Below are 22,422 nucleotides of genomic sequence, written 5' to 3'. Positions count from 1 at the left end.
TTACTGGCGCATCACGCCAGCGCTTCCTTGGCCGCCTCTTCCGGCGTCAAGCCGTCGTAGAACTGGTCGGTAAACCACTCGACCTGCTCTTCGATATGGTCTTGTGCCTGTGCCACGGTGGCGCCGCCGGCCACCAGGAAGCCTTCAACCTCGATACACCAGTTGATCAATTCCAGGGTTTCCGGATCGAGTTCTTCTTTCTTAGCCATCGTATGTCCTTGCTTGTCAAATTGCGATCACATCAATCAGCAGCAGTTTAACAGCTTCGCCACGTTGCCGCCGCTGCAGTTCAACCATGAAGATTACTTCACTGCAACGTTCTTGCGTTCCGGATACAGCACCACCTGCACGTAATTATGCATGTCCAGATAGCGCTGCGCCGCCTGTTTGACGGCTTGCGGCGTGATGGCGCGCACGCGCTGCTCGTAGCGCAGGATCTGCGCGGGATCGCGGCCCTGGGTCACCGAACCCATCAGCTGTTTCATCCAGTAATTATTTTCCCGCAAGGATTTCTGCTGGCGCGTGATCCAGTTCAGCTTGACCTTTTCCAGGTCGGCCGCGGACGGCCCGTCCGTCTTCATCCTGTTGATTTCGGCAAACGCGGCGGCGATCACCTTGTCCACGTTTTCCGGCCCCGTCGGCAAGTTCAGCGCCACCGAATAATGGCCGTACGGATGCTGGCCCATCGAGGTTTCGAAGCCGCCGCCATAGATCATGCTCATCTTTTCGCGCAGCACTTCGATGACTTTCAGGTTCAACACCTCGCCCAGCGCCTGCAGGGTCAGCTTTTGCTCGTCCGAATACGCCACGTCGCCATTGAAGGTGATGGAAATCGTGCTTTTGGGCTCGCTGCCCATGTAGATATCCTTCTTGACGATCCCTGCCACCGGGCGCATGCCCACGTCGCGGTAGGCGTGCGCCACCTCGGCCACGGGCAAGGTGCCCAGGTAGCTGGCGATCAGGGGCTTGATCTTGTCGATCTCGAAACTGCCCGCGAAGATGAAGGTCATGTCGCGCGCGCTGGAAAAGCGCTGGCGGAAGATGTCCAGCGAACGGTCCAGGCCCACCTTGTCGAAGTCGGCCGCGCGCGGCACGCCATCGACGCGCGGGTTGTCGCCAAACGTGGCGTGCTGGACGGCATCGTAAAACACGGCTTCCGGCTGCGCCATGCTGTTTTTCGCCAGATCCTGCTGCTTGCCGATGAAGGATTGGTACAGGTCCGCATCCTTGCGCACGGCATGGAAATACAGGGTCACCAGTTGCAGCATGGCTTCCACGTCGGCGCTGCTGGCCGAGCCGCCAAAGCCTTCGCTCAGTTCGCCCAGCGAGGCGCCCACATTGACCGTCTTGCCGGCCAACACCTTTTGCAAGTCCAGCGGCGCCAGGTCTTTCAAGCCCATGCTGCCGACCACGGCGCTGGCATAGCGGGCGTTGTAGATGTCGGCGTCGCCGAACAGCGACTGGCCGCCGAAACGGGTCGAGCCCATCAGCACCTGGTCATTCTTGAAATCGGTCGGTTTGAGCAGCACGCGCACGCCATTGCCCAGGGTCAGCTCCGTCACGCCGATGGCGCTGTTCAGCTTTTCCGAGACGATGCTGCCGCCGGCCGGCGGGCCATCCATCAGCTTGCTGGCGAGGACTTTTTCCGTGCGCGGCTCGACCTTCTGCCGCTCCGCTTGCGCCACGGCGTCGAGCAATTGCTGCTGCGTCGGTACGCTGCCGCCCGCTTTCGGCTCGGCGCCCATGAAGACGACGAGTTTCTTTTGCTGGTCGGGAATCACCTTGGCCACCGTCTCGTTGACTTCCTGCAGCGTTACCTGCGGCAAGAGTTCCTGCGCGTACAGCAATTCATTGGCGATGCCGGGGATGGCTTCCTGCTCCAGGAAGTTGCGCGAATACTCGGCCACGAAACCGGCCGAGTCGGACTTGTCGCGTTCGCTGTGCGCGCGTTCATAATTGCGCAGCATGTTCTTGCGCGCGCGGTCCAGCTCATCCTGGCTGAAACCGAAGCGGCGCGCCCGCTCATCTTCCTGCACCAGCGCGTCGACGGCCGGCTGCACGCCGCCCTTGCCCAGCAAGGCATACGCGCTGAACGATTCGTAGCCACGCACCAGCTTGCCCATGCTGCTGCCGCCCTGGATGAAAGGCGGGTTCGCTTGCTGCGTCAATTCCTGCATGCGCGCGCTGAGCATTTGCCCATACAGGTTTTCGATCATCTGGCGGCGGTAGTCGGCAATGGTGACGGCCTCCTGCGCGGCGCGGATCGGGTAGCGGATGAAGACGGTGTCGTCCGGCGCTTCCTTGTCCGTGATCACCAGCGCTTCCGTTTGCGAACGCTGCGGTACTTCCGCATACAGGCGCGGCCGTGGTTGCGCGGGGTTCTTCAGCTTGCCGAAATGCTGCCGGATCAGCTTTTCAGCCTGGCTCGGCTCCACGTCACCGACCACCATCACGGCCATCAGGTCGGGCCGGTACCAATCCTTGTAGAAACGCTTGATGGCTTCCGGCTTGAACGTTTTCAAGACGGATTCCTTGCCGATCGGCATGCGCTGCGCATAGCGCGAACCGTTCAGCAGCTTCGGATACAGCACCTTGTTCATGCGGTCGCTGGCGCCCTTGCCCAGGCGCGCCTCTTCCAGCACGATGCCGCGCTCGCTGTTGATGTCGGCCGGATTGAATTTCAAGCCGTGCGCCCAGTCTTCCAGCACGAGAAAACCCTTTTCCAGGTTGTCCTTCTTGTTCGTCGGAATCGGCAGCACGTACACGGTTTCATCGAAACTCGTGTAGGCGTTCAGGTCGGCGCCGAACTTCACGCCGATCGACTGCAGATACGAAATGAGCTCATTGCGCTTGAAATGCGTGGAGCCATTGAAGGCCATGTGTTCCGTGAAATGCGCCAGGCCTTGCTGGTCGTCATCTTCCAGGATGGAGCCGGCTTTCACCACCAGGCGCAACTCCACTTTCTGGGCGGGACGGGCATTTTTCTTGATGTAATAGGTCAGGCCGTTCGGCAGTTTTCCGACCGTTACTTCCGGTGCCAACGGCAGGGGATCGCTCAAACGGATTTCCGCCTGGGCCAGGCAGGCGCACGCCAGCAGGACGGCGCCCGAGATCAGGCGTAATTTACTCAGCTTCATGTATTCTCAACGGTAAGATTCGGTAGACATACCTTACACTGAAATCGTGTTTCCGCCATTAAAAACAGCTTAGAAAAAATTGCCCTCCCAGGCAACTTTGCCGAATGACAAACTCAACAGTAGCCTGCCAGCTTTTGTCCGTTGTGCTAAAGTATTGCCGCCGGTCATGTGGACCGGCACAACAATACGTCTTCGGGGCGGGGTGCGATTCCCCACCGGCGGTAAGACCGGCAACGGTCAAGCCCGCGAGCGCTTGTCAGGTTTCGCCTGATGAGGTCAGCAGATCCGGTGTGATTCCGGGGCCGACGGTATAGTCCGGATGAAAGAAGATGTGCAGTAAACGCGATGTCCGCTCGACCTGTCGATGCGGCCGGCTGCGTCTATTCGCTTGCCCTGCAGCGTTTTTCGCCTATGCGAGGAGCGTTTCACCATGTTAGTCAACAGCTATACCCTGCTTTCCAACGACCTGGAAGGTCGCATCCAGTCCGCCCTGGCCGCCATGCGCGCCGGCATTCCCGTCATCCTGCTCGACGATTTCGACCGTGAAAACGAAGCCGACCTGATCCTGTCGGCCGAAAAATTGACGAACGAAACCATGGCTTTGCTGATCCGCGAATGCAGCGGCATCGTCTGCCTGTGCCTGCCCACCGACGTCGTCAGCGCGCTGGAATTGCCGCCCATGTCGCCCGACAACGGCAGCCGCTACGGCACGCCGTTTACCGTCTCCATCGAGGCGCGTGACGGCGTCACGACGGGCGTGTCGGCCGCCGACCGGGTCACCACCATCCGCGCCGCCATCGCGCCGAATGCCAAGCCGGCCGACCTGGTGCGCCCCGGCCACGTATTCCCCCTGCGCGCCGCGCCCGGTGGCGTGCTCGAGCGCCGTGGCCACACGGAAGGCTCGGTCGACCTGTCGCGCATGGCGGGCCTGAACCCGGCCGCCGTGCTGTGCGAGCTGATGAACCCGGACGGCAGCATGATGCGCGGCGACGATATCGAGCGCTTCGCCGAGCTGCACGGCATGCCGATCCTGACCATCGAAGAACTGGTGGAATGGCGCAGCACGCGCGAGCAATAACGCTTCAATAACGCTTCACGCGGCCACGGCCCTCGGCAGATGCACGTGCCGGTAGACGAGGCCTGCCGCCAGGCCATACGCGACGGCAATCGTCGCGTAGGCCAGCGGCAGGCGCAGCGACCAGTCCGGCAGCATGTGCAGGATGCTGCCGATCAGGGCCACGCCCACCAGCGCGCCGATCTGGCGGTTCGCGTTCAGGGCCGCCGCCGCGCTGTTCGCATGCCGCTTGCCGGCGACCCGCATCACGGTGGCCGTCATGGCGGGTATGGCGATGCCGATGGCCACGTTCATGACGGCCGTGCCCAGCGCCAGCAAGACGTAGGGCGTACCGGGACGCAAGCCCATCAGCAGCAAGGCCATCACGGCGCCCACCAGCAAGCCCGCCAGCATGGGCCAGCGCGTGCCATGGCGCGCCGCGATACCGCCTGCCATGAAGTTCCCCACCGTATAAGCCGCCATCATGGGCAGCAATCGCAAGCCCGACTGCAAGGCATCGGCGCCGCCAGATTGCTGCAGGAACAGGCTCAATAAAAACAGCTGGCCGAAGACGCAGAAATTGATCAAAAAACCCACGCCATTGGCCGCGCCAAAGCTGCTGCTGTGAAACAGTTCACGCGGCAACAGCGGATGGCTGCCGCTGCGCTCGCGCCGCAGCAACTGCCAGGCCGACAGCAAGGTCAATACCCCCGCCGCCAGCACGCCGGGCGACAGCCAGCCCAGCACAGGACCTTCGATCAGCACGAAACTGAGGCCCGCCAGCGCCGCCACACCGAGCGCATGGCTGAACAGCGACAAATCGCGCGGCTGGCGCGCCGGCGCGGCCAGCAGCAGCTGCGCCATGACGATGGCCAGCACGCCCAGCGGCACGTTCACCCAGAAGACGCTGCGCCAGCCGAACTGGTGCACGAGAATGCCGCCGATCAGGGGGCCGGACGCGCCCGCCACGCCCACCAGTGCCGACCAGGCGCCCAGCATGCGCGTGCGTTCGCGCTCGTCGTCAAAGCTGTGCGTCAGCAGGCTGAGCGAACTGGGCATGAACAGCGCCGCACCCGCGCCCTGCAGCAGGCGCGCCGCCGTCAAAAAATGCCCGTCGGGCGCGGCGCCGCACAACACCGAGCCGAGGATAAAGATACCGAGGCCGCCCTGGTACACGGCTTTCGGACCGTAGCGGTCGGCCAGCGCGCCGCCGGCCAGCAGCAGCGCGGCAAACGTCAAGGTGTAACCATCGACCACCCACACCAGGCCCGTCAGCGGGATGGCCAGGTCCAGCGCGATATCGGACAGCGCCACGTTGACGGCCGTGACGTCGAGCATGGCCATGACGAAGCCGAAGGCCAGGGTCAGCAGGATCAAGCCGCTGGCGCGGCGCGGTGTGGGGGCAGACATGGTATTCCTTGCAGGGTCAGCGGGCAGCCATTATGCGAGCGTTGCCTGATGCGGTAAACAGGCATAAAATCGGCATTCTGATGCAAAAATGCATCACAAACATTCAATGGAAAGCACTCATGGACTGGGATAACGCGCGCATCTTTCTGGCCATCGGCCGCGCCGGCACCCTGCGCGGCGCGGCCGCCCTGCTGCGCATCGACCAGGCCACCTGCGGGCGCCGCCTGGCCGCGCTGGAAAGCTCGCTGGGCGCCACGCTGTTCCTGCGCACGCCGTCGGGCTATGTGCCCACGCCGGCCGGCGAACTGGCGCTCACGGCCGCCGAAGCGATGGAGCGGGCGGCCGACAAGCTGCAACGCGAGATGCAGGGCGTCGACAACCGCTTAAGCGGCCTGGTGCGCGTGGCCACCACCGACACCATGGCCAGCCATTTCGTCATCCGCGCCATGCAGCAGCTGCACGCGGCCCATCCGGACATCCGCATCGTGCTCAACGTGGCGCCCGCGCTGGCCAGCCTGACGCGGCGCGAGGCGGATCTGGCCGTGCGCGGCGTGCGTCCCACCGACCCGGACCTCATTTCCCGCCATCTGGTCAAGCGCAGCCTGGGCCTGTATGCCTCAACCAGCTATCTGGCGCAACGCGGCGAGCCCGTGCGCGGCACGGCGCTGGCCGGGCACGACATCGTCATCTACCACCAGTCCGTGACGCCACGCCATGCGGACAAGATCGCGGGCGAATCCGTCGCCAACGCCAGGGTCGCCATGGAAGTCAATTCGGCGGCGATGCTGCAGGAAGCCACGCGCGCGGGCCTGGGCGTGGCCGAGCTGGCCACCCACCTGGGCGACATCGACCCGCAGCTGGTGCGCATCTGGCCCGAGCGGGCGGAAAGCTACGACGTATGGCTGGTCATGCATGCCGACCTGAGCCGCTCGGCCCGCGTGCGTGCGGCGGCCGATGCGATTATCCACAGCGTGGCCGGCCAATAGCGAGGCGGCCAGGCACGGCCGCACGACTGGACAATCGCTTGTATCGAACGCATCCAATGTTAAGATGCCATGATGACCCTATCCGTCTCCCTCATCATCAGCCTGCGTCGCCTGCACCGGGCCACCATGGCCTGGCTGATCAGCTGGTGGCGCATGCTGCACTTCGCCACCCTCGTGTTTTCGCTGGCCCTGTCGCCATCGAGCTATAACCGCGACAACCGCCCCATCCTCGCGCACCGCCTGGTGACGAACACGGCGCCCAACCTCGTGTGGTTCAGCGTGGCCAGCGCACTGGTCAGCCTGGTGCTGATCCGCATCGTCGTCGTCAGCGCGCAAAGCTACGGCCTGTCGCGCTATGCGCTGGAAATGGTGGTGCGCGTGCTGGTGCTGGAACTGATCCCGCTGACGGCCGCCCTGTTCGTGGCCTTGCGCCTGACCCTGCCCGACGGCATTGCGTTTGCGCAAATGCGCTCTTCCGGCATGCTCGATACCATGCAGCGCCAGGGCGTCGACTTGCTGCGCCGTGAATACTTTCCGCGCGTCATGTCGGGCATCTTCGCCGTGTGGATGCTGGCCATCGTCAGCTGCGTCACCTCGCTGATCCTCGCGTATGTCACCATCTACGGTTTCACGCCGTGGGCGCTGCAGGGTTATACGCGCGTGGTCGGGCAAATCTTCAATCCGGCCGTGGCCCTGATCCTGATGCTCAAAGTCATCTTCTTCAGCTTTGCCGTGGCCCTGATTCCGCTGGCCTCGTCCTACTACCCGGACGAGCCGCACGGCCGGCGCAACCGGCTATGGGCCGCGCACGGCCTGTCCGAAATGCTGCGCCTGTTTTCCGTCATCCTGCTGATCGAAGTGGCTTCGCTGATGGGCAATTACTACTGATGCCCCGCCGCCACCGCCAGCGATCCCCGAACCACCCATACGAGAGCCAGTATCCATGAGCCAGAGCCAGCCCCCCAATCCCGACCAGGTCGACGTCACGGCGCCTGCCGGTCTCGCGCCAGATGCCGTGCTGCCCGCCCCGCCGCCCGTGCGCCATGCCGAACTGAAGGCGGCCATCCTGCTCGTCTTCATGTTCGTGCTGCTGGTCGGCTCGGTCGTCTACCTGATGTATGCGCGCGGCGCCTTCGAAGCCACGCAAACGCTGGTGCTGACGGCCGACGATTCGGACGGCGTCGGCGTGGGCGCCGACCTGACCTTTTCCGGCTTTCCCATCGGCCGCGTGCAGCGCATCGAACTGGCGCCGGACGGGCGCGCGCGCGTCATCATCGACGTGCCGCGCAAAGACGCGCACTGGCTGCGCAGCAGCTCCATCTTCACCCTGGAACGGGGCATCGTCGGCGGCGCCAAGCTGCGCGCCTACAGCGGCATCCTGACGGACCCGCCGCTGCCCGACGACGCCACGCGCGACTTGCTGGTGGGCGACATGGCGGCGGAAATCCCGCGCCTGCTGGCCGCCGCGAAAGACTTGCTGAACAATCTGGGCAGCCTGACGGGCACCGATTCTCCGCTCGACGGCACCCTGCGCAATGTGCAGGCCGTGACCGGCAAGCTAAGCGGCCCGGGCGGCGCCATGGGCTTGCTGACGGGCGACGACAAGCAGTCGCGCCTGCTGGTCGAGCGGGCCAACGCCCTGCTGGTCACGGCCGACCAGCTGGCGCGCCGCACGGATGGCCTGGTGGCCAATGCCGACACGCGCGTGTTTGGTGAAAAAGGCGTGATGACCGATGCGCAGGCCACCATCGTGCAGCTGAACGCCCTGCTGGCCGACACCCGCGCCAGCCTGAAAAAGGTCGACGCCGTGCTGGTCGAGGCGCAAGCCGTGGGCGCCAACGCCAGGGCGGCAACAGCCGACCTGGGCCCGCTGCGCGCCGACGTGGAAAGCAATCTGCGCAAGGTCGAGCAGCTGGTCAATGAAATCAACCGCAAATGGCCGTTCAAGCGCAATCCGGAGATCAAACTGCCATGAGAAATATCCAACTCCTCCTGTCTGCCCTGGCCATGGCAGCACTTGCCGCCTGCTCCAGCGGCCCGCCCGTGCCGGACTGGAAAATGAATGCGCAAAGTTCCATCGAACGGTTTCAAGCGGCTTACTTGAATGGCAACGCCTTGGTCGAGCAGACGGAATTCCGCCGCGCCCGCAGCCAGGTGGCCGGCACGGGCAAGCTCGAACTGGTGGCGCGCATCGAACTGCTGCGCTGCGCCGCGCGCGTGGCCAGCCTGGCCTTCGAGGACTGCGCCGGCTTTGACGCCCTGCAAGCGGACGCGAATGACGCCGACCGCGCGTATGCGGCTTACTTGGCCGGCAAGGCGCAGGCGGCCGACGTCGCCCTGCTGCCGCAGGCGCAGCGCGCGCCAGCCGGTGCCGCCTCCGACACGGCCGCCGCCAGCGCCGTGGCGGCCATCGATGACCCGCTGTCGCAGCTGGTGGCGGCTGGCGTGCTGCTGCGCTCGGGCCGCGCCACGCCGGCGCTGCTCGATACGGCCGTGGCCACCGCTTCGGACCAAGGCTGGCGCCGCCCGCTGCTGGCGTGGCTGGGCGTGCAGCGCCTGCGCGCCGAACAGGCGGGCGACACGCAAGCGGCGCAGCGCATCGCGCGGCGCATGGCGATCGTCGAGCAGCCGCTGGCCCCTTGATGCGCCGCTGACGATGGCGGCCCAAGGCAGGCGGAATCAGGCATAATCAAGCCAGGATGACAGCAATGCCGTGCAAGCAGCGAGGTATGACGATGCAGTTCGAGGATTTCGACCTTTCTTTACCCGAGGCCGGCCAGCATGCCAAGGCGGTGCCTGGCGACGATGCGTCGGCGGCCACGGCCGTGCGCCTGCAATACCTGCTCGACAATACGCCCTCCATCATCTATTGCACCGTGCCCAGCGGCGACTTCAAGATGACCTTCGTCAGCAACAATGCCTTGAACGTGCTGGGCTACCAGCCCGAAGACATGGTGGCCGACCCCAACTTCTGGTTCGACCACATCCACCCCGACGATGCGCCCGGCATTTTTTCCAGCCTGGCGCAGATCTTCGTCGAAGGCGCGCGCGCCTATGAATACCGTTTCCGCGTGCGCGACGGCAGCTATCTGTGGATGCACGACAGCCTGCGCCTGGTGCGCGACGAGCATGGTGTGCCGCTCGAGGTGATCGGCTCGCTGACGGACATCACGGAACGCAAGGGCATGGAAGCGATGCTGCAGGCGCGCGGCGAAGAGCAGCAACTACTGATCAGCAAGCTGCAGGAAGCGCACGACCAGCTGCTGCAATCGGAAAAGATGGCCTCCATCGGCCAGTTGGCGGCCGGCATCGCGCATGAAATCAATAACCCGATCGGCTTCGTCAACTCGAACATGAGTTCGCTGCAAGGCTATGTCGGCACCCTGTTCGACGTCATCGCGCAATACGAGGCGGCGATGCGCGAGCCGCCCGACGGCCCTGCCCTGGCCGCGTACGTGACCGAGGTGCGCGCGCAGGCCGACCTGACGTTCCTGCAGGACGACATCGGCGACCTGGTGCGCGAATCGATGGATGGCTTGAAGCGCGTGCGCGACATCGTGCAGGCGCTGAAGGATTTTTCCCATGTGGGCGAGACGGACTGGCAAGTGGCCAGCCTGCACGCGGGCCTGGACAGCACCCTCAATATCGTCGCCAACGAATTGAAATACAAGGCGCGCATCGAGAAACAGTATGGCGAACTGCCGCCGATACTGTGCCTGGCGTCGCAGCTGAACCAGGTGTTCATGAACCTGCTCGTCAACGCGGGCCAGGCCATCAGCGGCGAAGGCGTGATCAGCATCCGCACCGGTCACGCGGGCGACTGGGTATGGGTGGAAGTCGGCGACACGGGCGCCGGCATCGCGCCCGAGCACCTGCACCGCATCTTCGAGCCGTTCTTCACCACCAAGGCCGTCGGCAGCGGCACGGGCCTGGGCCTGTCGCTGTCGTACGGCATCGTCAACAAGCATGGCGGGCGCATCGAGGTGGCGTCGGAAGTGGGCCAGGGCACGCGCTTTACCGTGCACCTGCCGCTGCAGCCCCCTGGCGCCGCGAACGCCTAGGCGTCTTTCGGCGGCGCGTACACGCGGATGCTCAGGCGCCCGCCATTCTTGCCTTCGAAATCGAGCAGCTGGGCAATCACGCGGGCCGTCAGCACGTGTTCGGCCGCCAGCAGCATCAGGCCATCGCGGCTGATCAGGTCGCGCGACAGCGTCATGCCCGGCGCCAGCTGGCCCGACAGCACGGTCAGGTCGCGCGCCGGCGGCTCCGTCTCCTCCATGATGCTGCGGAAAGCAGCCACCACGGCCGGGTCGTAGCGCTTGCCGACGCTGTCGTAGATCAGGGTGCGCGCTTCGTCGGCGCGCAGGCTGCGCTGCACCATGGCGCCGATCTGCAAGCCGTCGTAGTCCGACGCCAGCGCCAGGATGCGCGCGCCCAGCGGAATGGCCAGGCCCACCATGGCATCGGGAAAGCCGCCGCCGTCGAAGCGCTCGAGCTGCGAGCGCAGGATGACGGAGACGGCGCGCAACTCGTCGAGCGCCATCAGCAATTGTTCGGCGCGCAGCGGATGCTTGCGGAACGCGGCCAGCTGCTCGCCCGTCCAGGCGCTGGCCGGCAGTTCCAGCACATCGTCGCTCAGGCTGAGCTTGCCGATATCCTTGAGCAGGGCCGCGATGAACACGTCGCGCGCCTCCTGCCCTTCCAGGCCCAGCGCCTGCGCCAGCTTGCGCGACAGCTCGGCCACCCGCCGCGCATGGCCGGCCAGCTTGCCGCCGCGCATCTCGATCAGGTTGGAAAACACCTTGATGGTCGTCACGAACGTGGCCTTCAGGCGCTCATTGGCCGCCTGCACCTCGTCGTGCGACTGTTTCAGCTGCTGCGTGCGCGTGGCCACCTTCGCTTCCAGGCTGGCGTTGAGCGCCTGCAGCTGCACGTTCTGGCTGGCCGTCAGCGCTTCCAGGCGCAGTTTTTCCTGTTCCAGCGCGCGCCGTTCCAGCGCGTGGCGCACCACCAGCACGATGTCGTTCTCGTCCCAGGGCTTGGTGACGTAGCGGTAGATCTCGCCCTGGTTGATGGCGTCGAGAATGGACTGGATATCGGCATAGCCGGTCAGCAGCAAGCGCATGGTGCCGGGCCAGCGCTGGCGCACCTGGGCCAGGAATTGCGCGCCATCCATGTGCGGCATGCGCATGTCGGAGATGACCAGGTCCACCGTCTCGCTCTCGAGCAGGGCCAGGCCCGCCGCGCCGCCGTCGGCCGTCAGCACGCGGTAACCGTGCGGGCGGAACAGCCGCCGCAGCGACGAGAGGATATTCGGTTCGTCGTCGACGCACAGGATGGTCGGCGGCGCGGCCGCGGTGCTGGCGCTGGTGCTGGTGCTGGTACTCATGCTGTCCTGTTCGGTCATGGTGCGACGGCCTGCGCCTGGCGCACGGGCAAGGTGATGCGGAAGGTGGTGCCGCGGCCGATGACGCTGCGCACGTCGATGCGGCCGTGGTGCTTCTGCACCGTGGTGTAGGCCAGCGACAGGCCCAGGCCCGTGCCCTTGCCGACGGCCTTGGTGGTAAAGAACGGATCGAAGATGCGCGACAGGTGTTCGGGCGCGATGCCGCCGCCCGTGTCCTCGACCTCGATCCACACTTCCGTCGTGTTATCGCTGCCCGTGCGCAGGGTGATGCGTCCGTGCTCCTCGCCCATGGCGTGGGCCGCGTTGACGACCAGGTTCATGATCACCTGGTTCAGCTCGGAAGGCTGGCATTCGATATCGGGAATGTCGCCATATTCGCGCACCACGTCGGCCTTGTACTTGACTTCGTTATTCACGATATTGAGCGTGGTATCGATGCCCTGGCGCAGGTCGGCCCAGACCCACTCCTGGTGCGCATCCGTGCGCGAAAAATCCTTCAGGTCCTGCACGATGCGGCGCACGCGCGAAATGCCTTCCTTCGACTCGCCCATCAGCAGCGGTATGTCGGTGCGCAGGAAGTCCAGGTCGATCTGTTCGCGCAAGGCGCGCAGGCGCGCCGCCACCACGGCGTCGGCCACGGCCGGCTCGGCTTCCTCGTAGGCGTCGAGCATGGAAAACAGATCGTCCAGGTAGCCTTCCAAGGTGCCGAAATTCGAAAATACATAGCCGATGGGATTGTTGATCTCGTGCGCCACGCCGGCGGCCAGCTGGCCGATCGAGGCCAGTTTTTCCGACTGCAGCAGCTTTTGCTGGGCCAGCGACAGCTTGCTGTTCAATTCCGTCAGGGCCAGGTTACGCTCGCGCAATTCCAGATCGGCGATCTGGCGCTGGCGGATATCGTCGGCCAGGCGCTCGTTCATTTCGGCCAGCTGGGCCGTGCGCTTGGCAACCAGGTGTTCCAGGTTGTCGTGCGCCTTGCGCAGCGCCAGTTCGGCCAGGCGCCGTTCGCTCACGTCGCGCAGGGTTTCGATGGCGCCCACCAGACGTCCCTGGCGGTCGCGCAGGGGCGCCGCCGTAAAATGCAGCCAGTGGCCGTCAGGGCCGATATCGGCAAAGAAATCCTCGGCCTCAAAGGCGCCGGGAATCACGGGGGAGCGCTTCAGCTTGCCAAGGTAAAGGTCATTTTCACCGAGCGCGATATCGTCGGCCACCAGCAGGTCGGCCAGGCAGGCGCGCGGCTGCGGATAAAACGCCTTCCAATGCTCGCGCGTGCCGACCATCTCGGCGGCCGTAAAGCCCAGCAACTGTTCGCAGGCGCTGTTCCAGTGCGTCACCACGTGGTCCGTATCGATGGCGAAGGTGGCCACGGGGTGGCCGTCGAAAAACGCCGATAGCGCGATGGAATCGGTCTGACGGCGTTCCGGCGTGGCGGGCAGTGCCTTTCCTGCGTCTGTGTCCATGGCCTCTATCCTGTTCATGCCAGCATGATCCGCGACATTTCATCGAAGGTGTGTTCAGTTTGCCCCAGCAGCGCCAGCCAGGCCGGCTCGTCCAGCGCGATGCTGCGCCAGCCCGTGGGCGACAGGGCCGGCACCAGCGCATCGTCGACGCCGGCCAGGTCGAGCGCCAGGGCCACGGCGTTGGCCATGTGCACGGCCAGCGGCAAGCCACCCGCCTCCAGGCGGTCGATGGCGTGGTGGTCGGCCACCGCCTGCTGTATCGCCTCGGGAAACTTCCAGTAGGCAGCCAGCGCGCTGCCCACTTGCGCGTGATCGATGCCGATGACGGCCAGTTCGGCCTCGGCCATCTGGCAGTCATGCGCCTGGCGGTAGCTGCGCACGAGCGCGTGCTCGGCCGGGAAACGCGTCACCAGCACCAGCGTGCCCAGGTCGTGCAGCAAGCCGGCCGTAAACGCCGTCTCGGGATTGACGCGCAGGTGCGGCGCCAGCAGGCGCGCGGCGATGGCCGTGGCCAGCGAGTGGCGCCAGAACGCCTTGAAATCGAAGCCGCCGGCCACCGGCGCGAAGCTGCCCGTCAGCGCGCAGGCCGTGACGACGGTGCGGATGCTGTGAAAGCCCAGCACGGAAACGGCTTGCGGAATGCTGGTGACCTTCGATTGCATGCCGTAGAACGAGGAGTTGGCGATGCGCAAGGTCTTGGCCGCCAAAGCCTGGTCCAGCTCGATCTTTTGCGCCAGCACATGCACATCCGTATCGTCCTGGTCCATGCTCGACAGCAGCTCCAGCACCACCACCGGCAGCGACGGCAATTCCTGTATCTGGCGGATGATATGTTCAAAACTGAGCCGTGTCATGCCGCGCCCCCTTGCCGGTAGCGTTGCAGCAGCGCCAGCAGTTCCGCCCCGGCGGAATCGGGCGGCGTGGCGCGGAACAGTACGGCCAGCCGTTCCAGGCGGCGCAAGCGTTCCTGCTCGGCACGCGCCTGCGCGGCGGGGTCCGGCGCCTCGTCCATGACGACATGGCAGCGCTCTATATTGCGCCTGCGCAAGGCCGTCAGGCTGGCCGCCGTCAGGGTGGCGCCCCGTGCCAGCAGCACGGCGCCGCTGGCGTCGCTCAACGCCTGCGCCAGCACCATGCCTTCCTGCGCCTGCTCCATGGAAATCTCGCGTCCGCTTTCACTCACGCTTTCACTCATGTATCGGCTCCATGACGACTCAGGGTGACCAGGCTGCCGCGCGAGCGCGAATGCAAGCCCATGGGATGGACTGCCACCACATACGGCTGACCGTCGATGGCGGTCAGGCGGGGCGTGTCCTGCCCGTCGAACAGTTGCGGCAAGACCAGCGCCGCCTCGTTGCCCAGCAGGGCCGCGCCCCGCTCGAACAGGTTGGCTGCCGACGCGTTGATGAAGGCGATCATGCCTTCGTCGTCGAGCCCGATCACGGCCAGCGGCAGAAATTGCAGCACTTCGCGCGCGATGCCCAGGCTGACTTCATCGCGGCTGATCTGGTGCTGCTGCTGGCTCACCAGCGCCTGCATGGCGGCATTGGCCGCCGCCAGCGCCTGGTTGGCGTCGCGCAGTTGCGCATTCAGGCGCACATTGTCGTCGTCGATGCCCTTCAGGCGAAAGGCTTCGGCGATATGCTCGCGCAGCTGATGGTCTTCCCAGGGCTTGGTGAGGAACTTGAAGATGGCGCCCTCGTTGACGGCGTCCGTGACGGCCTGCAACTCGGTATAGCCCGACAACATGATGCGGATGGTTTGCGGACACATCAGCTTGGCCTTGCGCAGGAAGTCGGCGCCCAGCATGCCGGGCATGCGCTGGTCCGACACAATCACGTCGACCACATTGCTGGCCAGCACGTCCAGTCCTTCCTGGCCGCTGTTGGCCGTGAGGATATGGTAGGCATCGCGCCGCAGCAGGCGCTTGAGGGAGGCGAGGATATTGGGCTCGTCATCGACCAGCAGCAAGGTGCGCCGCTGCGCCGCAGGCTGCTGTACGGCATCCGCCGCCAGCACCGCAGTACCCGGCATACCATGCTCGTCGTGCAAATCCATCGGACCATCCTCTCATCGCCAAGGCGATATGGAAGCTTGCCTGGAGCGCGGCATCATCTTGCGCGGCAATCGGCTTGCGCTGAAATTATACGACTAAATATTCCCGTATGACACTAATCCCGCACTTATCCGTGCCGCGCCGGGCAAGGCGTGTCGCGGTAAAACACAAAGCCGCCCAGACCGATGGCCTTGGTGTCGGCTTTCACGCCATAGACCAGCGTATTCTTGTCCGCCTCGATGCGCAGCAGATTCTGGTGCTGCACGATTTGCGCGTGCGATAGCTCCAGCGAAGGCGTCGGCGCCAGCGCCAGGTGCAATTCGCCCCTGTCGGCGTCATACGCCCAACGGCCGGGGTTATAGAAAGCGAAGCCGCCGTCGAAACGCAAGCTGCCATCCTTGAACTGGGTCAGGCAAATGCCGGGAAATTCGCTGGGCGGGTTGTACCAGGTGGCGGCCACGGCGGCATCGGCCGGCGCTTTGCCCGGCATCTGCATGCCGGTCGTGCCATCGGGCTTGTCACCGCTTCCGCCCATGCCGGCGCAACCGGCCAGCGCCAGCGCGCAAGCCCGCGCGCCCGCGCGTGTGATGAATGTCATGTGCATTCCCATCCCCTTGCTTTATAGAAACACAATCTTAGTCCGGGAAACCTGGCGGTTCAAGCGGCCAGCGCACATAAGGACGATTTAATTGCCCCCGGCCGCTTTTTCCGCCATGGCAGCCATGGCAGCAGCCTCGCGCAATTTGTCCTTTTTGCTCTTGCGCGCGCCTTTCACGCCGCCGTTGACCGTATCGGTGACGGGATTCACGGGCGCGGGCAGTTCCGTCGGTTCGAAACCGGCCACCACTTCGCGCACGATGCGCAAGTCGTTGCGGTTTTCGATCAGGCGGAAATGCGCTTCCGTATCGGCCGTCACGAAACTGACGGCCGTGCCGCTTTCGCCCGCGCGGCCCGTGCGCCCGATGCGGTGCGTGTAGTCGACGGCCGAGCGGGGCAAGTCGTAATTGACGACGGCCGGCAGGCCGGCGATGTCGATGCCGCGCGCGGCCACGTCGGTGGCCACCAGCACCTGCAAGCGCCCCGCCTTGAAGTCGGCCAGCAACTGGCTGCGCGTGCCCTGGCTGAATTCGCCGTGGAAGGCGCCCACATGCAGGCCCGCGCGCTGCAGCTTGTCGGCCACGTGTTCGGCCGCATACTTGGTGGCGACGAACACCAGCACCCGGTCCCACTGCTGCTGCAGGATCAGGTAGCGCAGCAGCTGCGTGCGGCGCGGCACGTCGACCGTGATGGCGCGCTGCACGATGTCGGGCTTGTCCTGCGCTTCGGACGCCACTTCGATGCGCACGGGTTCCTGGAGCAGGCTGTCGGCCAGCGCCTGCACGCTGTCGGGGAAGGTGGCGGAAAAGAACAGATTTTGCCGCTTGCCCGGCAGCAGCGCCAGGATGGCGTTGATTTCTTCGCTAAAACCCATGTCGAGCAAACGGTCGGCCTCGTCGAGCACGCAGAGCGACACGCCGCCCAGTTTCACGGCATTTTGCCGCACCAGGTCCAGCAGGCGGCCCGGCGTGGCGACGACGATATCGGCGCCGCCGCGCAAGTCCATCATCTGCGGATTGATCGACACGCCGCCGAACAGCACGGAAATCTTCAGTTTGATCGGCAACGGCTTGGCCAGCGCGTGCACCGTTTGCCCCACCTGCGCGGCCAGCTCGCGCGTGGGCACGAGGATCAGCGCGCGCACCTGGCGCGGGCCGGCAGCGGGCGCCATCAGCGCCTGCAGCAGCGGCAGCGCGTAGGCCGCCGTCTTGCCGGAACCCGTCTGCGCCGCGCCCAGCACGTCGCTACCGCGCAGGATGGCGGGAATGGCGGCAGCCTGGATGGCCGTCGGCGCGGCATAGCCGGCTTTGTCAACGGCACGGACCAGGGCGGGAATCAGACCCAGTGAGGAAAATGGCATAGCGGGCCTTCTTTATTCGTAAAGTGAGACCGGCCGCGAAAGGCGGCCGGTCGGAATTGCGACAGTATAAGGCAGACCGCTACTGGCGTGGCATTTGCAGCTTCGGATGGCCCGTTTCATCATAGCCCGGCATGCCGCGGCGGATGACGTGCGAAAAGTCCGCATCGTCATTCGCCGCCCGCGCACGCGCCGTGACGTGGCCCCCTGTACGCAGCTGCTCGAAGCTCTGGCCGGGCACCAGGCCCTTGACGTCGAACAGATAGCGGTCCAGGTAGCCTGAGGCCAGCAGGCGGTAGTCGAGCGGCAGGCCCGGCACGATGCGGCGCACCATCTCGAAGACGATGGTGGTGCAGTTGGCCGTCAGGGTGTTGTAGAACTGCGGCTTGGCCTTCAGCGCCTGCGCTTCGTCCAGGTAGGCCAGGAACAGCGAACGCATGGCCGCTTTCGGCATCATCACGCGGTACAGATGCATGTCCTCGCCGCGCGCATTCGTGCGCACGCGCAGGATGTCGCGCTCGTCGGCGGCGATCAGACTCATCTCGAAATGCTTGAAGAAGCCGCCGATGGCGGAAAAGCTCTCGCCCTTTTCCTTGCGGATCTCGATGGAAAACGTCAAAAAGCGCCCGTCGGCAAAGCCGAACGAGATCAGCGTATGCGCGATGTAGGGACCCGTCCAGTACGACAGCGCCGTGTCCACCGTGCGCAGCTCGTCGAGGTCGTAGCTGCGCTGTTCCCACTTGACCGTGTAGTCATCATCGCTGCGCCAGTCGAAATTGCGCACATTGTCCAAGGTGACGCGATTGCCCTTGACGGTGCCCGTGACATTGCGCGCCACGTCGTCGGCCCACACGCGCTGCTGCTTCGGCGTGATCAGGCTCCACCACACGAGCAGCAGGAGAAAACCGGCCGCATACGGCAGCAGCGCGCGCACATCGCCGCGCATCCACCACAGCACCACGCTGGCCACGCCCAGCGCGCCCCACAGCAGCGCGCCGATGGCTTGCGCCGCCGTGCCGCCGGACAGCTGGTACCACAGCGCCAGCGCGCCCCACAGTGCGGTCAACAGAAGAATCAGGGAAACGGCCATTTTGCCGAGGGTGGCCAGCACGGAGCGGGCACGCAGTGATAAGAAAGTCATGGTGCAATTATAGGGCCAAGCTCAGGAACAGGTGCGTTCAGGCAAATGCCGCGACACAGGCCGCAGCATTAAAAGCATTGCTTGCCCGCCAATTTATTTCATGAGAGCATATTGCCAAAATAAAATGTATAGACAAGGCGTGCTGTCACGGCAGCGGCACCTTGGCCTTCCCAGGAGATATCTTGCAGCATCAATCCCTCTACGCCCTCGCCGGCAGCCTCAACTCGCTCTTCATCGTCGTCAGCCTGCTTGGCCTGTGGTCGCAGCTGCAAAAGATCTGGCAGCGCAAGCACGATGCCAGGGTCGGCGCCGGCAAGACGACGGACATCCTGTCGCTCAACCAGTTCAGCGTCAGCTTCCTCGCGTATTGCGCGTTCTTTGTGTATGGCTATTCGATCACGCCGTTCAACCACTACATCGTCTGGCCCCGCCTGATCGCGTCCTTGATCGCGCTGGCCATCCTGTATGAAATCGACCGCGACCGCCGCAGCCTGGCATCGCGCCATGCGCTGCTGGCCTGCGCGCTGCTGCTGTGCGCCGGCGTGGCGGGGCTGGCGTTCGGTCCCACCTTCAGCGATGAAAAGCGCGTGATCTCGCAAAGCCTGATCGTCGCCGTCACCGTGCTGCTGGCGCAGGGCTATGCGCACCAGATCCGATTGATCTGGCGCTCGGGCAAGACGGGCGCCGTGTCGCTGAAGATGAGCCAGTTCATCCTGGCGATGGATATCAGCACCATCTTCTTTGCCTGCGTCATGGGGCTGAAAACAGGCTGGCCCCTGCTGCTGCTGGCCTGCGTCAGCGCCACGACCAAGCTGATCATCATGTGGCTGTTCCGCTGGGAGAAGACCAGTCCCGCCGCACAGGTGAAGCGGCAGGCGCCGGCCTGAGGCCAGCATACCGATTCGCCTTGCCCTCGAAGCCGATGCCGACCAGGCCCAGGCCCACCTCGATATGTCGCTGGCGCCTGCCGACCTGTCCGCCTGCTACCCCAGCCGCCACCAGTTGCCCGCCAAAGTGCGCGCCTTTATCAATTTTCTCGGCCAGCAATTGCAGCCGGAAGCGGCCACGGCATCCGAATCAGGTTAAACTACAATATTGCGATATGGCAATGTTATGAAGGAGTAAGTTTTGCTAGTCATACTCGGATTTCTCGTCGTGCTGTTTTCCGTCTTCGGCGGCTTCGCCATGCAGGGCGGCCACCTGGCGGCCCTGTTCCAGCCGCTGGAATTGCTGATGATCGGCGGCGCCGCGCTGGGCACCTTCTTTGTCGGCAACGACGCCAAGGCCATCCGCGCCACGTTCGCCGCCCTGCCCACCCTGTTCCACGGTTCGCAATACACGAAGGCGCGCTATATGGAATTGATGGGGCTGATGTATGAAATCCTCAGCAAGATCCGCAAGGAAGGCCTGATGTCGGTCGAGGACGATATCGACGACCCGTACCGAAGCCCCATCTTCGTGAAATACCCGTATACGCTTGGTGACGAGCACATCCTGGAATTCATCACCGATTATTTGCGCCTGATGGTGTCGGGCAATATGGATGCTTACCAGATCGAAAACCTGATGGATAACGAGATCGAGACGCACCATGAAGATGCGGAAATGCCGATCCAGACGATTTCGCAGCTGGCCGACGCCATGCCCGCCTTCGGCATCGTGGCCGCCGTGATGGGCGTGGTGCACACGATGGCGTCCGTCGGCTTGCCGCCGGCCGAGCTGGGCGTGCTGATCGCGCAGGCGCTGGTGGGCACCTTCATCGGCATCTTGCTGGCCTACGGCTTCATCGCGCCGCTGGCCAGCTTGCTGCGCCGCAAGCACCATGAAACGGCAAAGATGTACCAGTGCGTGAAAGTGACCCTGCTGGCCAGCCTGAACGGCTATGCGCCGGCGCTGGCCGTGGAATTCGGCCGCAAGGTCATTTCCGCCACGGAACGCCCTTCATTCAGCGAACTGGAAAACCACGTGCGCCAGGTACGCACGAAGAACTGATCCGGCCTGTTTCGCCGACCTCGGCAACCTGCCCGGCGCCTCAGGCTTCCGGCGCCGTCCAGACCAGGTGCCACGGGTGGCCATCGATCGCCTCGAAGCCCTGCCCGCGGCGGTGTATCGGTCGGCCTGATGACCTTGATGATGAAGGCGGCGCCCCGGGCCGTGGAAATAGTCGCCGCGCTGTATGTGGGCGTATTCAACGTTGCCATTGCGCTCGGGGCATGGGCCGGTGGACAGGCCGTCGACGGGCCAGGCCTCTGCGCCAACCTCTGGCTCGCCGCAGGATTCGCCGCTGCTGCCTTGCTGCTGTCGTTGAGGAACAGCGTTGTTGAACACGCCATGAAGGCTGCCGACAAGCAGCTTGGCTCGGCAACGAACTGACGCAATACAGTCTTTCAGGAAAGCTTCTGGCGCTTGCCGTCGCTGGCTGGTTCCCCCCCCGAAGCGGACGTTTACAGATCGACTTCTCAAGCTCAAAGTCGTTGTTCAGCTAATCGTCGCCATCGCTATCGTCATCAGGACCGTAGATATCCAGATCAAACTCGATTCCGCGTGAACCAAGAGCAAGCATGGTTTTCGGACTGATCGAGAGGCCGTCGTTCGTACTCTGCATGAACGCGCCACAAAACATGTCCACATCATAGGAAGAGGTCAGGGCCTGCCAGACCATAAGATCGTCAGTCATTTTGGCCATCAACCATTCGATCTGACCATCAAGGTCTTCCGGCTCCGTGCGATTAGCAGTAAGGAGCCAACTCCCGCAGGTAATTGTTCGCTCCCTTCCAGATGGATACTTGATCACTTCTCCCTTTACTCTTGCTTGGGTTGGCTCGCATTTCAACATGCGCGAGATTTCCGCCGGCTGGAGTTCGTCACCGAAAATTCTTAGGCTTGCTGCTGATCGACGGATTATTCCCATAATTTAGTGTGATCGTTCGGTATACCGGGTTAAAAGGTCGGTTTCGGTTAATGCTTCAGAGTCCGTTTTTGGCCGGAGGCTGCCTAAAAGGCATCACCTAAGCATAGCGGAAGAGCAGCGTCTCACTTTACAAGCGCCCGTCGTTAGTATCATGGATCGACGTACTCGGAAGCAGAAGCCTTGCCTCCCTCATTGGCGCACCAAACCGTAACACGGCGCCTGACGTTGACAGCACCACAACCCAGCCGCCCTTGATTGTTATTTGATCAAATGGATTGGATTGATCCGAAACAAACGTCCAAACAGGTTCATGATTTTGCAGCGATTCCAAAACGACTACGCCGATTGAGCCATGTTCCATAGCCTCTCCGCATTTAACTATGTACTGTCCACCATATAGCTCTTCTTGCGCCAGAATCGCGACATTGAGCCAACCGCCAAGCTCCTGTTTTTCATGTACTCTGGCCATCCAGGTTTCGTGCACTTCGTAGATATCACCGTTGCTGCACATGAGGCCATTGTAGCTTCGCACCTCCTGGTTCCTCCACTTTATTGCCATCACTTTCATTGATTCCATATTTGGAAACGAGCGACTGCACGCCCTGAATTAAACAACATCTACTCTATCGAACGGCTGAACTTGCAGTAGTTAACCTCGCTGAAAGTAGCCCAGGAAAATTCGACGCAAAATCGACTTGAGTTCAGAATCGTTGAAGTCGATTGTGCTCTTGCCCGTAAAGGCAGGCAAGAAGCAGCGCATACCTATTCAACGTCCGCTCCTGGCCTATTGTGTTGAAAATGTCGAGTGGCAACCATTTCGGGATGTCTCGGGCCTCCAAGCAGTCGGTGATCGTTCAATAGCGGCGGTTCTGACCAGTCGAGGCTGACAGGTTTTCTATCTAAACA

General features: G+C 63.7%; 23 protein-coding genes and 1 riboswitch. Of the genes, 10 read left to right on the top strand and 13 right to left on the bottom strand.

Annotated elements, in window-relative coordinates; genetic code table 11:
* Positions 1-11: 11 nt before the first annotated feature.
* Complete coding sequence (locus ACP7DW_RS15030) at positions 12-209, bottom strand: hypothetical protein (RefSeq protein WP_010399555.1); 198 nt, start codon at positions 207-209, stop codon at positions 12-14.
* Positions 210-302: 93 nt separating this feature from the next.
* Positions 303-3,137 (bottom strand): M16 family metallopeptidase, encoded by a 2,835-nt coding sequence (locus ACP7DW_RS15025; protein ID WP_426055392.1) that lies wholly within the window; start codon positions 3,135-3,137, stop codon positions 303-305.
* 184 nt (positions 3,138-3,321) lie between these two features.
* Positions 3,322-3,472: riboswitch (FMN riboswitch) on the top strand.
* A 95-nt stretch (positions 3,473-3,567) separates the two neighbouring features.
* Here ACP7DW_RS15025 and ribB point away from each other — a divergent pair.
* Positions 3,568-4,215, top strand: coding sequence for a 3,4-dihydroxy-2-butanone-4-phosphate synthase (gene ribB, locus ACP7DW_RS15020; protein WP_141170056.1), 648 nt, complete (start codon positions 3,568-3,570; stop codon positions 4,213-4,215).
* 15 nt (positions 4,216-4,230) lie between these two features.
* Here the strand turns inward: ribB and ACP7DW_RS15015 are convergent, their stop codons facing one another.
* The gene (locus ACP7DW_RS15015) at positions 4,231-5,601 is read right to left on the bottom strand and encodes an MFS transporter (protein ID WP_426055393.1); all 1,371 of its coding nucleotides are present in this window, start codon (positions 5,599-5,601) and stop codon (positions 4,231-4,233) included.
* Between the two features lie 119 nt (positions 5,602-5,720).
* On the opposite strand from ACP7DW_RS15015, the gene ACP7DW_RS15010 reads away from it, so the two are divergent.
* The 5 genes from ACP7DW_RS15010 to ACP7DW_RS14990 all read left to right on the top strand — a co-directional run bounded on the left by ACP7DW_RS15010 (position 5,721) and on the right by ACP7DW_RS14990 (position 10,648).
* Positions 5,721-6,587, top strand: a complete 867-nt coding sequence (locus ACP7DW_RS15010) for a LysR family transcriptional regulator (RefSeq protein ID WP_426055394.1) — start codon at positions 5,721-5,723, stop codon at positions 6,585-6,587.
* A gap of 72 nt (positions 6,588-6,659) precedes the next feature.
* Positions 6,660-7,475 (top strand): MlaE family ABC transporter permease, encoded by an 816-nt coding sequence (locus ACP7DW_RS15005; RefSeq protein WP_426055511.1) that lies wholly within the window; start codon positions 6,660-6,662, stop codon positions 7,473-7,475.
* A 55-nt stretch (positions 7,476-7,530) separates the two neighbouring features.
* Entirely contained in the window at positions 7,531-8,562 is a 1,032-nt protein-coding gene (locus ACP7DW_RS15000; RefSeq protein ID WP_426055395.1) for an MlaD family protein, read from the top strand.
* On the top strand, positions 8,559-9,230 hold the full coding sequence (locus ACP7DW_RS14995; protein WP_426055396.1) for a hypothetical protein: 672 nt from the start codon (positions 8,559-8,561) through the stop codon (positions 9,228-9,230). The genes ACP7DW_RS15000 and ACP7DW_RS14995 overlap by 4 nt, the downstream gene beginning before the upstream one ends.
* 92 nt (positions 9,231-9,322) lie before the next feature.
* A complete protein-coding gene (locus ACP7DW_RS14990; protein WP_426055512.1) occupies positions 9,323-10,648 on the top strand; it encodes an ATP-binding protein in 1,326 nt (441 codons plus the stop codon).
* Here the strand turns inward: ACP7DW_RS14990 and ACP7DW_RS14985 are convergent.
* The 8 genes from ACP7DW_RS14985 to ACP7DW_RS14950 form a co-directional block, all read right to left on the bottom strand.
* Positions 10,645-11,976, bottom strand: coding sequence for an HD domain-containing phosphohydrolase (locus ACP7DW_RS14985; RefSeq protein ID WP_426055397.1), 1,332 nt, complete (start codon positions 11,974-11,976; stop codon positions 10,645-10,647). The two genes, ACP7DW_RS14990 and ACP7DW_RS14985, sit on opposite strands and share 4 nt — an antisense overlap.
* Before the next feature lie 14 nt (positions 11,977-11,990).
* Positions 11,991-13,454: an ATP-binding protein gene (locus ACP7DW_RS14980; RefSeq protein WP_426055398.1), complete on the bottom strand. Its 1,464-nt coding sequence runs from the start codon at positions 13,452-13,454 to the stop codon at positions 11,991-11,993.
* A 14-nt stretch (positions 13,455-13,468) separates the two neighbouring features.
* On the bottom strand, positions 13,469-14,308 hold the full coding sequence (locus ACP7DW_RS14975; RefSeq protein WP_426055399.1) for an HDOD domain-containing protein: 840 nt from the start codon (positions 14,306-14,308) through the stop codon (positions 13,469-13,471).
* On the bottom strand, positions 14,305-14,649 hold the full coding sequence (locus ACP7DW_RS14970) for a hypothetical protein (RefSeq protein WP_426055400.1): 345 nt from the start codon (positions 14,647-14,649) through the stop codon (positions 14,305-14,307). Before ACP7DW_RS14970 ends, ACP7DW_RS14975 begins: the two co-directional genes overlap by 4 nt.
* Complete coding sequence (locus ACP7DW_RS14965) at positions 14,646-15,512, bottom strand: response regulator (RefSeq protein ID WP_426055401.1); 867 nt, start codon at positions 15,510-15,512, stop codon at positions 14,646-14,648. Before ACP7DW_RS14965 ends, ACP7DW_RS14970 begins: the two co-directional genes overlap by 4 nt.
* 125 nt (positions 15,513-15,637) lie before the next feature.
* Positions 15,638-16,108, bottom strand: coding sequence for a hypothetical protein (locus tag ACP7DW_RS14960; protein WP_426055402.1), 471 nt, complete (start codon positions 16,106-16,108; stop codon positions 15,638-15,640).
* A gap of 87 nt (positions 16,109-16,195) precedes the next feature.
* Positions 16,196-17,467, bottom strand: a complete 1,272-nt coding sequence (locus ACP7DW_RS14955) for a DEAD/DEAH box helicase (RefSeq protein WP_426055403.1) — start codon at positions 17,465-17,467, stop codon at positions 16,196-16,198.
* 79 nt (positions 17,468-17,546) lie between these two features.
* Positions 17,547-18,605 (bottom strand): DUF4105 domain-containing protein, encoded by a 1,059-nt coding sequence (locus ACP7DW_RS14950; RefSeq protein WP_426055404.1) that lies wholly within the window; start codon positions 18,603-18,605, stop codon positions 17,547-17,549.
* Positions 18,606-18,787: 182 nt separating this feature from the next.
* Between ACP7DW_RS14950 and ACP7DW_RS14945 the strand changes: the two genes are divergently transcribed.
* From ACP7DW_RS14945 to ACP7DW_RS14930, 4 genes are all read left to right on the top strand, one after another.
* Positions 18,788-19,492, top strand: a complete 705-nt coding sequence (locus ACP7DW_RS14945; RefSeq protein WP_426055405.1) for a hypothetical protein — start codon at positions 18,788-18,790, stop codon at positions 19,490-19,492.
* 64 nt (positions 19,493-19,556) lie between these two features.
* Positions 19,557-19,691 (top strand): hypothetical protein, encoded by a 135-nt coding sequence (locus ACP7DW_RS14940; protein ID WP_426055406.1) that lies wholly within the window; start codon positions 19,557-19,559, stop codon positions 19,689-19,691.
* 42 nt (positions 19,692-19,733) lie between these two features.
* On the top strand, positions 19,734-20,597 hold the full coding sequence (gene motA, locus ACP7DW_RS14935) for a flagellar motor stator protein MotA (RefSeq protein WP_070255446.1): 864 nt from the start codon (positions 19,734-19,736) through the stop codon (positions 20,595-20,597).
* 129 nt (positions 20,598-20,726) lie between these two features.
* Positions 20,727-20,978, top strand: coding sequence for a hypothetical protein (locus tag ACP7DW_RS14930; protein ID WP_426055407.1), 252 nt, complete (start codon positions 20,727-20,729; stop codon positions 20,976-20,978).
* 109 nt (positions 20,979-21,087) lie between these two features.
* Here ACP7DW_RS14930 and ACP7DW_RS14925 read toward each other — a convergent pair whose 3' ends face one another.
* Both ACP7DW_RS14925 and ACP7DW_RS14920 read right to left on the bottom strand, forming a co-directional pair.
* Positions 21,088-21,516 (bottom strand): DUF4279 domain-containing protein, encoded by a 429-nt coding sequence (locus ACP7DW_RS14925; protein WP_426055408.1) that lies wholly within the window; start codon positions 21,514-21,516, stop codon positions 21,088-21,090.
* A gap of 127 nt (positions 21,517-21,643) precedes the next feature.
* On the bottom strand, positions 21,644-22,084 hold the full coding sequence (locus tag ACP7DW_RS14920) for a hypothetical protein (protein ID WP_426055409.1): 441 nt from the start codon (positions 22,082-22,084) through the stop codon (positions 21,644-21,646).
* Positions 22,085-22,422 lie beyond the last annotated feature (338 nt).

Source organism: Janthinobacterium sp. PSRC1-1 (genome assembly GCF_049897525.1).
Lineage (GTDB): Bacteria > Pseudomonadota > Gammaproteobacteria > Burkholderiales > Burkholderiaceae_D > Janthinobacterium > Janthinobacterium tructae.
Note: the sequence above shows the minus strand (reverse complement) of the source record. Positions and strands in the feature narration are given on the sequence as shown.

What these genes read in the sequence shown, in the direction of transcription:
- ACP7DW_RS14920 (WP_426055409.1), bottom strand. Translation starts at nt 22,084, where the DNA reads ATGAAAGTGATGGCAATAAAGTGGAGGAACCAGGAGGTGCGAAGCTAC.
- ACP7DW_RS14950 (WP_426055404.1), bottom strand. Translation starts at nt 18,605, where the DNA reads ATGACTTTCTTATCACTGCGTGCCCGCTCCGTGCTGGCCACCCTCGGC.
- ribB (WP_141170056.1), top strand. Translation starts at nt 3,568, where the DNA reads ATGTTAGTCAACAGCTATACCCTGCTTTCCAACGACCTGGAAGGTCGC.
- ACP7DW_RS15025 (WP_426055392.1), bottom strand. Translation starts at nt 3,137, where the DNA reads ATGAAGCTGAGTAAATTACGCCTGATCTCGGGCGCCGTCCTGCTGGCG.
- ACP7DW_RS14995 (WP_426055396.1), top strand. Translation starts at nt 8,559, where the DNA reads ATGAGAAATATCCAACTCCTCCTGTCTGCCCTGGCCATGGCAGCACTT.
- ACP7DW_RS15000 (WP_426055395.1), top strand. Translation starts at nt 7,531, where the DNA reads ATGAGCCAGAGCCAGCCCCCCAATCCCGACCAGGTCGACGTCACGGCG.
- ACP7DW_RS14955 (WP_426055403.1), bottom strand. Translation starts at nt 17,467, where the DNA reads ATGCCATTTTCCTCACTGGGTCTGATTCCCGCCCTGGTCCGTGCCGTT.
- ACP7DW_RS14990 (WP_426055512.1), top strand. Translation starts at nt 9,323, where the DNA reads ATGCAGTTCGAGGATTTCGACCTTTCTTTACCCGAGGCCGGCCAGCAT.
- ACP7DW_RS14925 (WP_426055408.1), bottom strand. Translation starts at nt 21,516, where the DNA reads ATGGGAATAATCCGTCGATCAGCAGCAAGCCTAAGAATTTTCGGTGAC.
- ACP7DW_RS15005 (WP_426055511.1), top strand. Translation starts at nt 6,660, where the DNA reads ATGACCCTATCCGTCTCCCTCATCATCAGCCTGCGTCGCCTGCACCGG.
- ACP7DW_RS15010 (WP_426055394.1), top strand. Translation starts at nt 5,721, where the DNA reads ATGGACTGGGATAACGCGCGCATCTTTCTGGCCATCGGCCGCGCCGGC.
- ACP7DW_RS14970 (WP_426055400.1), bottom strand. Translation starts at nt 14,649, where the DNA reads ATGAGTGAAAGCGTGAGTGAAAGCGGACGCGAGATTTCCATGGAGCAG.
- ACP7DW_RS15030 (WP_010399555.1), bottom strand. Translation starts at nt 209, where the DNA reads ATGGCTAAGAAAGAAGAACTCGATCCGGAAACCCTGGAATTGATCAAC.
- ACP7DW_RS14975 (WP_426055399.1), bottom strand. Translation starts at nt 14,308, where the DNA reads ATGACACGGCTCAGTTTTGAACATATCATCCGCCAGATACAGGAATTG.
- ACP7DW_RS14960 (WP_426055402.1), bottom strand. Translation starts at nt 16,108, where the DNA reads ATGACATTCATCACACGCGCGGGCGCGCGGGCTTGCGCGCTGGCGCTG.
- ACP7DW_RS14980 (WP_426055398.1), bottom strand. Translation starts at nt 13,454, where the DNA reads ATGGACACAGACGCAGGAAAGGCACTGCCCGCCACGCCGGAACGCCGT.
- ACP7DW_RS14985 (WP_426055397.1), bottom strand. Translation starts at nt 11,976, where the DNA reads ATGAGTACCAGCACCAGCACCAGCGCCAGCACCGCGGCCGCGCCGCCG.
- ACP7DW_RS14940 (WP_426055406.1), top strand. Translation starts at nt 19,557, where the DNA reads ATGTCGCTGGCGCCTGCCGACCTGTCCGCCTGCTACCCCAGCCGCCAC.
- ACP7DW_RS14930 (WP_426055407.1), top strand. Translation starts at nt 20,727, where the DNA reads ATGACCTTGATGATGAAGGCGGCGCCCCGGGCCGTGGAAATAGTCGCC.
- ACP7DW_RS14965 (WP_426055401.1), bottom strand. Translation starts at nt 15,512, where the DNA reads ATGGATTTGCACGACGAGCATGGTATGCCGGGTACTGCGGTGCTGGCG.
- ACP7DW_RS15015 (WP_426055393.1), bottom strand. Translation starts at nt 5,601, where the DNA reads ATGTCTGCCCCCACACCGCGCCGCGCCAGCGGCTTGATCCTGCTGACC.